Genomic DNA, 11,942 nt, shown 5'->3' on the forward strand with positions numbered 1-11,942 from the left:
TCGGGGCAAAATAAGCTGCGAAAGGTAAGGCCCGGACAACAAACTGCCCCGGCCAGAACGGCCGGGGCAGTGGGCAACGCAGTCGGGAAACGCGCCGGCGGCGGCTAGGGCTTGAGCACGACTTTGGTGCAGTTGTCCTTCTTGTTGCGGAAGATGTCGTAGCCGTGGGCGGCTTCGCTCAGCGGCAGCTTGTGGCTGATGACGTCGTCGAGCTTGACCTTGCCTTCCACCACGTACTGCAGCAGCTTGTCGATGTGCTTGTGGGCCGGGGCCTGCCCGCCGCGCAGGGTGATACCCTTGTCGAAGAACTGGCCCAGGGGAAAGTTGTCGAAGTAGGCCCCGTAGACGCCCAGCACCGACACGATGCCGCCGCGGCGCACCGCGCTCATGCAGGCCTCGATGACCTTGGGTGAGCCTTTTTCGAAGTTGATAACGGCCTTGGCGCGGTCCAGCAGGTCGCGCTGCGGCTCGAAGCCCACGGCCTCCACGCACACGTCGGCGCCGCGGCCCTGGCTCATGGCGCGGATTTCCTCGATGACCTGCTTGCGGTCCTGCCACAGGATGGTTTCGCAGTTGGCCGCGGCCTTGGCTTTGTCGAGGCGGTACTGCAGCACGTCGACGATGACCACGCGGGCGGCGCCGCGCAGCCAGGCCGATTTGGCGGCCATGATGCCCACCGGCCCGGAGCCGAAAATGGCCACGAACTCGCCGCCCTTCACCTCGCCCCAGTCGATGCCGGAGTAGCCGGTGGGAAAGATGTCGGTGAGAAACAGCGCCTGCTCGTCGGTGAGCGAGTCGGGCACGACGCGGGGGCCGTAGTCGGCGTAGGGCACGCGCACGTACTCGGCCTGCCCGCCGTTGTAGCCGCCGTAGAGGTCAGTGTAGCCGAAGAGCGCGCCGCCTTTTTCCGTCAGCACGCCGCCTTCGGGGCCGTAGTGGTCGGGGTTGGAATGCTCGCAGTGGCCGGGCAGGTCGTGGTTGCAGAAAAAGCAGCAGCCGCAGGCCACGGGGAAGGGCACCACCACCCGGTCGCCCACCTTGAGCTTGCCGCCCACGCCCTTGCCTACTTCCTCCACAATGCCCATGAACTCGTGGCCGAGCACCATGGGCCGGGGCTGCGGAATGCCGCCGTTGTAGATGTGCAAATCGGAACCGCAGATGGCGGTGCTCGTCACGCGGATAATGGCGTCGCGCGAATCGACAATTTCCGGGTCATCGACCGTGTCGACGCGCACGTCCTTGATGCCGTGGAAGACTAAGGCTTTCATACGGGGTGTGGGTTGGTTGTGGTAGATACGTAGCCAAGGCTAACGGTCGGCCCGAAGCGGGGGTTGCCCCGCCGAACTTTCCTCCCCGAAACCACGCCCCGCACAATTCGCGGCCCCTCAGGCACTTGCCGCCCGACTACCGCCCCGTCTTTTCGTCCTTGCTGAACGAGTACGGCGCGTCCTGCGGGCGGGTGCCGCGCTGACGGTTGGGCTGGCTGCTCATGTCGAAATCCAGCGTGGCGCCCCGCAGCAGCTCACTGTGGCGCAGGTAGTTTTGCTCGTAGGCTTGCCCGTTCAGGCGCAACTGGCCGATGTAGCGGTTGGCCGCGTCCTGGTTGCCGGGGGCGTTGAGCACGATGGTCTGGCCATTTTCCAGGCGCAGGGTGGCCTTGGGGAAGAGCGGGGCGCCGAGCACGTACTCGTCGGTGGCGGGGCAGACGGGGTAAAAGCCCAGAGCGGAGAAGACGTACCAGGCCGAGGTCTGCCCGTTGTCCTCGTCGCCGCAGTAGCCGTCGGGAGTGGGCAGATAGAGGCGGTTCATGGTTTCGCGCACCCAATACTGGGTTTTCCAGGGCTGGCCGGCGTAGTTGTAGAGGTAGGTCATGTGCTGGATGGGCTGGTTGCCGTGGGCGTAGTTGCCCATGCCGGCAATCTGCATCTCGCGGATTTCGTGGATGACCTCGCCGTAGTACGAAGCGTCGAAGACCGGCGCGAGGGTAAACACCGTGTCGAGGGTGGCTACGAAAGGCTGGCGCCCGCCCATGAGCTGCATCAGCCCGTCGACGTCGTGAAACACCGACCAGGTGTAGTGCCAGCTGTTGCCCTCGGTGAAGGCGTCGCCCCATTTGAAAGGGTTGAAGGGCGACTGGAAGGTGCCGTTCTGGTTTTTGCCCCGCATCAGCCCGGTTTGCTTGTCGAACAGGTGGCGGTAGTTCTGGCTGCGCTTGGCGTAGAGGTTCAGTTCCTTCTTGGGCCGGCCCAGGGCCTTGCCCAGTTGGTAGATGGCAAAGTCGTCGTAGGCGTATTCCAGCGTACGGGCCGCGCTTTCGTTGATTTTTACGTCGTAGGGCACGTAGCCAAGCTTGTTGTAGTACTCGACGCCGGCGCGGCCCACGGCCGTCATCGGCCCGGCGTTGTTGGCGCCGTGCAGCAGGGCCTGGTAGAGCAGGTTGATGTCGTAGCCGCGCCCGCCCTTAAGGTAGGCGTCGGCCACCACCGAGGCCGAGTTGTTGCCCACCATAATGTTACGGTAGCCCGGGCTGCCCCACTCCGGCAGCCAGCCGCCTTCCTTGTAGGCATTGGCGAGGCCGGCCTGAATCTGCGCGTTGACACTGGGATACAGCAGGTTCAGAAAGGGAAACAGGCAGCGAAACGTGTCCCAGAAGCCGGTGTCAGTGTAGAGGTAGCCGGGCAGCACCTGCCCGTTGTAGGGCGAGTAGTGCACGGGCTGGCCCTGGGCATCCAGCTCGTAAAACTTGCGCGGAAACAGCAACGAGCGGTACAGGCAGGAGTAAAACGTGCGCTGCTGGGCCTCCGTCCCACCCTCAATCTGCACCTTGCCCAGCTGCTCGGCCCAGGCCGCCCGCGCCTTGCGCTTCACCGCCTCGAAGTCGTCGGCCCCGACTTCCGCCAGGTTGCGCAGGGCCTGCTCCGGGCTGATAAACGACGAAGCCACCCGGGCCTGCACCTGCTCGCCCTTGCGCGTCTTGAAGCCCACCACCGCGCCGGTGTGGCCCGCTTCGGCCGCCAGCTTGGCCGCGTCGAGCACCTTGTCCTGGTACACGGCGGTGCTCGTGAAATCGTGGTCGAACTCGATGACGAAGTAGTTCTTGAAGTTCGCCGGCACGCCCTTGCTGTTGCGGGTGGTGTAGCCGGTGATGCGTCGCTGCTGGGGCAGCACCTGCACCGCCGAGCCGCGGTCCAGCGCGTCGAGCACCACGTAGGCGCTGTCGGTGCGCGGGAAGGTGAAGCGGAAGCGGGCGGCCCGCTCGGTGGGCGCTATTTCCGTGGTTACGTCGTGGTCGGCGAGGTACACGCGGTAGTAGTATGGGCGGACTTCCTCGGCCTTGTGCGAAAACCAGCTGGCCCGCGCGTCCTCCTCGAAGCGGCGCTGCCCGGTGATGGGCATGAGGGCGAATTGGCCGTAGTCGTTCATCCACGGCGAGGGTTGATGCGTCTGCTTGAAGCCGCGGATTTTGTCGGCCGCATACTGGTAGGCCCAGCCGCTGCCCATCTTGCCGGTCTGCGGCATCCAGCAGTTCATGCCCCAGGGCAGGGCAATGGCCGGGTACGTGTTGCCGTTCGACAGCTCGATCTTGGAGTCGGTGCCCATCAGCGGGTTCACCAGGTCGACGGGCTCGGGCCGGGGTTGGGCCGGGGCCGTCAGGGCAGCCAGCAGCAGGCCAAATAGATAAAGTAGACGTGTATGCATAGGAGAAGCCACGGATGAGGTAGGGCGGGCCTAATGTAGCCAACAACCCTGCCCCGCCGACGCCTGCTTAGCGCTAACAACGCCGGCTACTCCACTAACCACCCCTGTTCCGGTCATCCTCATCTGGCGTACGCCCAAGCGAAGGCCCCTGCTCGAACCCTGCACTGACGACAAAGCGCAGCCACTAACGCCTAATCGTTTGGGCGAGGTGGCTTCGTTTCCTATTCTGCTCAGGCCTGGGCGGCCACGATGTCGATGCCTTCCTCGAAGGAATGCGGCCGAAAGCCCAGCTCCCGCTCGGCCTTGTCGATGACAAAGCCCGTGCGGGCGGGCCGGCGGCCGGGCTGGGTGAAGGTGCTGGCGTCGACCCGGGTAATCAGCCCGGCCTCCAGCCCGAAGTGCGCCGCCACGCGCAGGGCCATGTCGTAGGGCGTCAACAACTCGCGGCCGGAAAGGTGGTAGATGCCCGTGGCGCCTTGCTTGGCTATCAGCCAGCAGCCCTCGGCCAGGTCTTCGGCCAGCGTGGGCGTGCGCCACTGGTCCGATACGACCTTAATGGGCTTGCCGGCCCGCAGCGAGTCGCGCACCCACAGCACGATGTTCGTGCGCCCGCCGCCGCGCAGCACCCCGTACACGAGCACCGTGCGGGCAATGGCCCAGCGCAGGCCGGACGTGGCCTGCACAGCCTGCTCGGCGGCCAGCTTGCTGCGCCCGTAGTGGCTGAGGGGGTTGGGCTGGGCATCTTCGGCCAGGGGACCGTGCGAGCCGTCGAAGATGAAATCGGTGCTCAGGTGGGTCAGGTGCACATCCTGGGCGGCGCAGCCGCGGGCCAGGTTTTCGGTGGCCGTCACGTTGTGCAGCCAGCATTCCTCGGGGTTCAGCTCGCAGTCGTCCACCTGCGTCATGGCGGCGGTGTGGATGACGTGCGTGGGCTGCTGCTCCCGCAGCACGCGTTGCACGGCCGCCTCGTCGCTCACGTCGAGCGGCACGTAGGGCACGAGCGGGTAAGCTTCCGCCAGCCGAAACGGGCCGCGGCCGGTGGCAATGAGCGCCACGCCGGGCTCTTGGTGCAGGCGGTCGAGCAGCTTCTGGCCGAGCAGGCCGTTGGCCCCGGTGATGAGCAAGCGCATGGGGAAAGGTGAACTTGTGAGAGGTGAAGTTGTGAATGGCCAAGTGCTCTTCACAACTTCACCTCTCACAAGTTCACCACTTGGCTAGTACTGAAAGCCGTACTCCTGCATGATTTTCTTCTTGCTGAGCTTTTTCACCTCGAACTTCATGCGCACCGGCGTCACGGGGCGGTCGGGGCCGGTGGTGGGCACGGCGGCAATCTTGTCGACCACGGCCTGGCCCTGCACCACCAGTCCGAACACGGTGTAGTGGTTGTCGAGGTGCGGGGTGCCGGTCACGTTCTGCACGATGTAGAACTGCGAGGAGGAGCTGGCGCGCTGCGGATTCACGTAGTCGCCCTGCCGGGCGGCGGCCACGGCCCCGCGCTGGTGCTTGAGCTCGGGCACGATTTCGGCCGGAATGGTCGGATCCGACGGCTGGCCCAGGCCGTCGTCGTTGGGGTCGTCGTTTTTGGAGTTGGCGTCGCCGCCCTGAATCATGAAGTTCGGAATGACGCGGTGGAAGGTCGTGCCGTTGTAGTAGCCGCTTTTGGCCTTCTGCAGGAAGTTGGCCTTGTGCTGGGGCGTCTGGTCGTAGAGCAGAATCTTGATGTCGCCGAGGGCCGCGTCGCCCTGGGTGACGTGAATGGTTACCAGCTCGTCCTTCTTGCTTTTTTTGGTCTTAACCTTAATCAGCTGGGTCGGGCCGATGGACGGGGCCGTTTGGGCGTGCAGCCCGGTGAGCGGGGCCAGCCAGAGCAGGGCCGCCAGCAGGCCGCCGAAACGAAAAATGCGGTTCATGAACGTCGGGGAGAATGGGTAAACCCGCCTGTACGGCGTTTCCAAGGGCGAAGCTAAGTTGAATCGGCCGAACGCGCCCGCCAGTCGGCGCGCGTAAGGCCGAAGCTGTAGCTGTCGTGCAGCTGCCCGTCGCCGCCGCGGAAGTTGTTGCGCAGCAGCCCTTCGCGCAGCAGCCCGCAGCGCTCGGCCAGGGCCGCGCTGCGCCGGTTTTCGGGGTCGACGTGGCAGTACACGCGCTCCAGCCCCAGGGCCCGAAACGCCCAGTCGATAACGGCCGCAGCGGCTTCGTGCATGAGCCCTTGGCCCTCAGCAGTACTGCTGAGCAGGTAGGCCAGCTCGGCTTTGGGCACCTCCCACTCGATGTTGCGCACGCTCACGAAGCCCGCGGGCGCCGCCGCGCCGTGGGGCCAGATGCTGAGTTGAATGCCCTTGCCAATCAGCCAGTCGGCATCCCAGATTTCAATGAAGGCCTGAGCGCTGGCTTCGTCCCGCACGGCCCGGGTAGTCTTGGGAAAGTCGCGCGTCAGCCGGGCGCGGTCCTGCTCGATGAGGCGGAAGACCACGGCGGCCTCGTCGGGGCGCCAGGGACGCAGGGTGAGGCGGGCGGTGCGCAGCTCGGGCGCGGGCGGCAGCGGGTTGGGGCGCATAGAAAGCCAGATTACAACAAACTACTTCAAGTGGTGAGCAGAATAGCCCCGCTTATTCCCAAAACCACCTTTTCTTTTTGGCGGGTACGCAATATTGAGTGCGCACGTAATAATCATTAAATAACGAAGCCCAAGGCAAATACCATGAATCCAACATATAAAACAATCTAAAATCAATGTCGACCTTAAACTTCAGCAACGCCTGCTGTACTTCAGCTGGCAATTGATTAATATCTAAATACTGCTTTGGGGTAGCCAGCAGGTGATAGGCAATAGCATTGTTCCCAGGGCCTGGATCTACTACATCAAAGGAAACAATGCCTTTAGTCGCGTAATGAGCTAAATCATTTACATCCCCGAGCACGTTTGCCAGATTCATATATCGGTCTAAGAACGGATTTAACGTTGAAGAAGTAAACGATTGGCTTCTAGAAAAAAAGTCGATGAGCATCTCATTACTAGAGGCATTTTTTGAAATAATCTCCGGCAGTATTGCGCCTCCGGAAGAAAATTGCGCTACAACATTATCGGCACCTAATAAGAACCAATCAATGTCTTGTGAATATTGATAGTCAACCGAATAATTTTCCATCATGCTTATTAGACTGAGTTGGTTAGTAAATGTACGTTCATGTATACTTATTCCACTCTCTACGTAAGCGGCCCAAGTTACCCCACACCTGCTTCCGACTATGGCTCTTGCCGCTACTCCTGCCACCGCACCCGCGCTCCGCAATCCTTCCTGGTTTCCCAAGCTCCTGCTGGCAGGCTACGTGCTCCTGTTTGCCGCCTTGGCCATTCACCCGTACAGCCGCGCTACTTGGATAGTCGAAAACCTGCCCATTGTGCTCATTGCCGGGGCCTTGACCGTGCTTTACCTGCGCGGCGTGCAGTTTTCCAATACCGCCTACCTGTTGATGGCCGTGCTGCTCTACATGCACACCATCGGCGGCTACTACACCTTCGAGCGGGTGCCCTTCGACTGGTTCAACGACCTGTTCGGCTTCAAGCGCAATATGTACGACCGGGTGGCGCACGTCACGGTGGGCTTCTACGCTTACGCGCTCATCGAATACACCGACGCCCGCGGCCTCATTCGCAGCCGTTTCCTCTCCTATTTGCTGCCGCTGTGCGTCATCGGCACGGTGGCCATGAGCTACGAAATCATCGAGTGGCTGTACGCGGCCACGGCCGGCGGCGAATCCGGCGCCGCCTTCCTCGGCAGCCAGGGCGACATTTGGGACGCGCAAAAAGACATGCTGGCCGATACCAGCGGAGCCGTAGCCGCGCTGCTGCTGTATGCGCTGACGAACAAGCAGCGAACTCAGACGCGCAGTCGATAAAAACCGCTGCCGACAAAATCAAAGCCAGCACCTAGTCCTGGGCTGTAGATCAGCCCAACCGTAACTGGAACTATTCCGGCTGTTACCTGCTGCCAGTACCGGGCGCTGAACACCTCGTGGTAGGGCTGCTCATCGGCTGCGCATTCGATCAGGTCGTTGTACGAGAACTTTCGCTCGATTAGCGTAAGCAGGTTTTGCTCAGCTACCACTACCATCACTGCCGAATCAGTACCGAAGTGCTGCTCGGGATGCCCTGCATAAGCTGAGCCGGCTTCATCACCCAGAACGATATCCGCTATTTCTAACTCGTACGGCCCACCTACTGGAAGGAGTTCAAACCGTGCGAAGGGTGTAGGATTCCATTCAAATAGTCGCCGGGCAGAGGCCACCAAATCCTGCCTATTCAACCGGTCTGATTCCTCCACGATTTCCGTCAGATAGAGCGCGTCGATGAGCCAATAAGTCAAGCCAGGCGCCAGCCACAGGCTTTCACCGTTCATGGATACGTTGTCGGGTAAGACAGCCATAAACGAACTATAGAATAGTTGAGTAAATGCCGCGGGGCCACGACTTTACTAGTCGTGGCCCCGCTGGCTTAAAACGTCGCCGACTCCGATTCCCGGTGCTGGCGGATATCCAGCAGAATCTGCTCCCCGCCGCGACTGAGTACGGCTTCGGCCACGCGCACGCCCAGGGCTTCGGCGTCCTCGGGGTCGTGGGTGGCCTGCTGTTCCTCCACGTACTGCTGGCCGTCGAGGCTGATGAGGCCACCGTGCAGCTGCAGGGCGCCTTCGTCGGTGAAGGTGGCCAAGGCGAAGCTGGGGATGCTGCAGCCGCCTTCCATGGTGCGCAGAAAGGCCCGCTCGGCCCGTAGGCAGGTGTGGGTGTCGGGGTCGTCGAGCAGGTTGCGCAGGGCCAGCTTGCGGGGCAGCTCCAGGCTCTTGGCGCACTCAATGGCCACCGAGCCCTGCCCGGCGGCCGGAATAAACTGCGTTTCGGGCAGCACGCGCACAATCAGGTTGTCGTACTCCATGCGGTGCACGCCGGCAAAAGCCAGCACCAAGGCGTCGTACTGGCCTTCTTCCAGCTTGCGTAGGCGGGTTTGCAGGTTGCCGCGGGCCTCGGCCGTAATGGCGTGCGGGTAGTGGCGCTTGAAGAGGGCCCGGCGGCGGGTGCTGCTGGTGCCGAGCACGATGTCGGGCTTGTCGAGCGAAAAGCCCGGGTCGAAGCTGATGATGACGTCGTTGACCTTTTCGCGCGGCATGAAGGCCAGCAGCTCCAGATCCTCCGGGATGGAGCTTTGCACGTCCTTGGCGCTGTGCACGGCAATGTCGATGTGGCCGGTGCGCAGGCTCTCCTCCAACTCCTCCGTGAACACGCCCTTCGCCCCAATCTTGTCCAGGGAGCGGTCCAGCACCACGTCGCCCTTGGTGGTGATGATGACAATTTCGGTTTCGAGGCCGGCGGCCTGCAAGGTATCGGCCACGTGGTGGGCCTGCCACAGGGCCAGCTTGCTGCCGCGGGTACCGATGCGGATGGGACGGGTCATATGGTGAAGTAGTGAAATGATGAAGTCGTGAATCGCAGCGGGCTAAAGTCCGAAAGGCAACTGTGGTCTTCACAAGTTCACCTTTCACAACTTCACCCTCGCCTTAGTTCACCGGCACGCGCAGCAAGTCGGCCACCTGCAGGGACGTGTCCACGAAGGTGATGCGCGGGTTGGCGTTGCGCTCCACGTGAAAGTGCGCCTCGTTGAGCACCTGCGCCAGCCCTTCGGCATTGTAGCGGTGCACGAAGGGGCTAAACTTGCTGATAAACGTCTGCTCGGCGGCCGGCAAGTGGGGCACTAGTTGCGCGTCGAGGCCGAAGAGCAACACCTTGCGCACCAGCCCCAGGGCGTACTGTAGAAATTCCTTCTGGTTTTCGCGGCCCATCTTCTGGAACTTGTCGGCCTGGGCCACCACGTCCTCCAGCTTGCCCTGGCTGACGCGGAAACAGGCCTGCATCCACTCGCGGAAGAAGGTGAAATAGTCGTTGTCGGGCGCGTCGCGGGCGGCCAGGGCGGCGCCGAGGTTGCCCTCGCTCACCAGCGCCAGCTGCCGGGCCTTGGCCTCGGGCACTTGGTAGTGGTCGGTGAGGTACTGCGTGAGGTCCGGCTCGCGGAAGCGCGGCACCGGCACCACTTGCACCCGGCTCACGATGGTGGGCAGCAGCTTATCCGGCTGCTGGCTCACGAGCAGGAACACGGTGGCAGGCGGCGGCTCCTCCAGCAGCTTGAGTACGGCGTTGGCGGCGGCCGGGTGCATGAGCTCGGGCAGCCAGATGATGACCACCTTAAACGGCGCCTCGAAGGCTTTCAACGACACGAGCTTGAGCAGCTGCACGGCCTCGTCCTTGCTGATGCTGCCCTGCTTGTTGTCGGCCCCGATGTGCTGCATCCAGTCGTTGAGGCCCTGGTACGTGCCGCCGTCGGCCAATACGAAGCTGCGCCAGTCGGCCACGAACTTGTGGCTGAGCGCGTCCTTGCTCACGGCCTTGGTCGTGGTGACGGGCAAAATAAAGTTCAGGTCGGGGTGCACCAGCCGGTCGATTTTGCGGCAGTTCGGGCACTCCCCGCACGAGTCTTCGGGCTGGCGGTTTTCGCAGTTCAGGTAGGCCGCGTAGGCCAGCGCCAGCGCCAGCGCGCCCGAGCCCTCGGCCCCGCGAAACAGCTGCGCGTGCGCCACGTGCTGCCGCTGCACTGCTTGGCGCAGCACCTGCTTCACCTCCTGCAAACCGGGAATATCAGCGAAACGCATAGGCCCTCAACGCTAACGCAGCAGAAAAAGTAGCCCCGTGCGCACGGCCATGACCAGCACGGCAATGCCGATGGCGCCCAGAATGCGGAACGGCGGCGCTTGCCGCTGGGCGCCGCGCACGAAGCGCAGCAGCGCCCACGCGCCCAGTGCCGTCACCGCTTCGGCCACGAGGCCGGCCGGAATGGACTGGAAAAACGCGAAGAACGCGCCGCCAAACAGCACCGCCACCAAGAAAATGGTCAGCGCCCGGTCGGTGCCCTGCAGGGGGGCTTGTTCGCTCATGGGGCTAGAGTTCGATGTTGGCGTTGTCGGCGGCCGGGGCGGTCCGCTCCCACACGCGGTCCTTGGCGGTCAGCTCGTACACGTGCTGCATGATGCCGCGCTCCACCTCGTCGTAGGGCAGGCCGCGGCGGGCCATTACCCGCTCGTTCACCTCGGCCACCTTGTTGAGGCGGAAGGTTTCGAAGCCCGAGGCCCCGCCCCAGCTGAACGAGGGAATGAAGTTGCGCGGGAAGCCGGCCCCGAAGATGTTGGCCGCCACGCCCACCACCGTGCCGGTGTTGAACATGGTGTTGATGCCGCACTTGCTGTGGTCGCCCATCATGAGCCCGCAGAACTGCTGCCCGGTGTTCACGAAGCGGCCGGCGGCGTGGCTCCAGATTTTCACCGGGGCGTAGTTGTTCTTCAGGTTCGAGGTGTTGGTGTCGGCCCCGAGGTTGCACCACTCCCCTATCACCGAGTTGCCGAGGTAGCCGTCGTGGCCCTTGTTGGAGTAGCCCAGCAGGATGCTGTTGCCCACTTCGCCGCCCACCTTGCAGTGCGGGCCCACGGTGTTGTCGCCGCGCATCTTGGCGCCGGCGTTGATGTGCGAACCTTCGCCCAGGGCCAGCGGCCCCTTGATGATGGCGCCCTCGTGCACCTGCGAGTTTTTACCAAGGTAAATCGGGCCGTCCTCCGCGTTCAGGATGGCGGCCCGGATCTTGACGCCTTCCTCGATGAAGATGTTTTCCGGGGCGTACACGATGGTGTGCGCATCGTTGACCGGCTGCGACTGGCGGCCGGCGGTCAGCAGGGCGAAGTCGCGGCGGATTTCGGCGCCGTTGTGCAAGAACAGCTGCCAGGGCTGGCGAATCACCGTCACCGGCTCGGCCACCTGCTTCACGTGCTGAAAACCGTCCTGAATCAGCTCGGCGACCTTGCTGGCGTCGGCCAGGTGGGCGGCCACCAGCAGCTCGTCGTCGAACAGGGCCTCGCCGGGCTGCAGGGCCTGCACCTGCCGGGCCAGCAGGTCGTCGGCGCACACCGCCCCGTTGATAACCAGGGCGGGCCCGTCGGCGGGCGCGGCCGGAAACTTGGCCTGCAGGTAGGGCTCGGTCAGGTAGTGCACCTCTTCGCCCAGCCGGTGCTGCCACTTCTCGGCCAGCGTGAGGATGCCGCAGCGCAGCGCCGCCACGGGCCGGGTAAAGGTAAACGGGAGCAGGTTGGGCCGGATGGCGGGGTCGTCGAAGAGCAAGATGGTCATAAGCAGGTGTCGGTTGACAGTGG

The 11,942-nt window shown here is 63.3% G+C and carries 12 protein-coding genes; 1 reads left to right on the forward strand and 11 read right to left on the reverse strand.

Features of this window, described 5'->3' with window-relative positions:
* Positions 1 to 104 precede the first annotated feature (104 nt).
* From LJ737_RS18445 to LJ737_RS18470, 6 genes are all read right to left on the reverse strand, one after another.
* Positions 105 to 1,268 (reverse strand): zinc-dependent alcohol dehydrogenase, encoded by a 1,164-nt coding sequence (locus LJ737_RS18445; protein WP_227768220.1) that lies wholly within the window; start codon positions 1,266 to 1,268, stop codon positions 105 to 107.
* A gap of 136 nt (positions 1,269 to 1,404) precedes the next feature.
* Positions 1,405 to 3,699 (reverse strand): GH92 family glycosyl hydrolase, encoded by a 2,295-nt coding sequence (locus LJ737_RS18450; RefSeq protein ID WP_227768221.1) that lies wholly within the window; start codon positions 3,697 to 3,699, stop codon positions 1,405 to 1,407.
* A 230-nt stretch (positions 3,700 to 3,929) separates the two neighbouring features.
* Entirely contained in the window at positions 3,930 to 4,829 is a 900-nt protein-coding gene (locus LJ737_RS18455; protein ID WP_227768222.1) for an SDR family oxidoreductase, read from the reverse strand.
* An 84-nt stretch (positions 4,830 to 4,913) separates the two neighbouring features.
* Positions 4,914 to 5,609 carry a peptidylprolyl isomerase gene (locus LJ737_RS18460; protein ID WP_227768223.1) on the reverse strand — a complete coding sequence of 232 codons (696 nt, stop codon included), beginning with the start codon at positions 5,607 to 5,609 and terminating at the stop codon, positions 4,914 to 4,916.
* A gap of 53 nt (positions 5,610 to 5,662) precedes the next feature.
* Positions 5,663 to 6,256 (reverse strand): GNAT family N-acetyltransferase, encoded by a 594-nt coding sequence (locus LJ737_RS18465; RefSeq protein WP_227768224.1) that lies wholly within the window; start codon positions 6,254 to 6,256, stop codon positions 5,663 to 5,665.
* A 52-nt stretch (positions 6,257 to 6,308) separates the two neighbouring features.
* Positions 6,309 to 6,851 carry a hypothetical protein gene (locus LJ737_RS18470; RefSeq protein WP_227768225.1) on the reverse strand — a complete coding sequence of 181 codons (543 nt, stop codon included), beginning with the start codon at positions 6,849 to 6,851 and terminating at the stop codon, positions 6,309 to 6,311.
* Between the two features lie 97 nt (positions 6,852 to 6,948).
* On the opposite strand from LJ737_RS18470, the gene LJ737_RS18475 reads away from it, so the two are divergent.
* A complete protein-coding gene (locus tag LJ737_RS18475; protein ID WP_227768226.1) occupies positions 6,949 to 7,599 on the forward strand; it encodes a DUF2238 domain-containing protein in 651 nt (216 codons plus the stop codon).
* Here the strand turns inward: LJ737_RS18475 and LJ737_RS18480 are convergent.
* The 5 genes from LJ737_RS18480 to LJ737_RS18500 form a co-directional block, all read right to left on the reverse strand.
* Positions 7,581 to 8,126, reverse strand: coding sequence for a hypothetical protein (locus tag LJ737_RS18480; protein ID WP_227768227.1), 546 nt, complete (start codon positions 8,124 to 8,126; stop codon positions 7,581 to 7,583). The two genes, LJ737_RS18475 and LJ737_RS18480, sit on opposite strands and share 19 nt — an antisense overlap.
* A gap of 68 nt (positions 8,127 to 8,194) precedes the next feature.
* The gene (hemC, locus tag LJ737_RS18485; protein ID WP_227768228.1) at positions 8,195 to 9,148 is read right to left on the reverse strand and encodes a hydroxymethylbilane synthase; all 954 of its coding nucleotides are present in this window, start codon (positions 9,146 to 9,148) and stop codon (positions 8,195 to 8,197) included.
* A 103-nt stretch (positions 9,149 to 9,251) separates the two neighbouring features.
* Positions 9,252 to 10,397: a DNA polymerase III subunit gene (locus tag LJ737_RS18490; protein WP_227768229.1), complete on the reverse strand. Its 1,146-nt coding sequence runs from the start codon at positions 10,395 to 10,397 to the stop codon at positions 9,252 to 9,254.
* Between the two features lie 12 nt (positions 10,398 to 10,409).
* Positions 10,410 to 10,679, reverse strand: a complete 270-nt coding sequence (locus LJ737_RS18495) for a hypothetical protein (RefSeq protein WP_227768230.1) — start codon at positions 10,677 to 10,679, stop codon at positions 10,410 to 10,412.
* A gap of 4 nt (positions 10,680 to 10,683) precedes the next feature.
* Positions 10,684 to 11,919 (reverse strand): GlmU family protein, encoded by a 1,236-nt coding sequence (locus tag LJ737_RS18500; RefSeq protein WP_227768231.1) that lies wholly within the window; start codon positions 11,917 to 11,919, stop codon positions 10,684 to 10,686.
* Positions 11,920 to 11,942: the final 23 nt, after the last annotated feature.

This window comes from Hymenobacter sp. 15J16-1T3B (genome assembly GCF_020711235.1).
Lineage (GTDB): Bacteria > Bacteroidota > Bacteroidia > Cytophagales > Hymenobacteraceae > Solirubrum.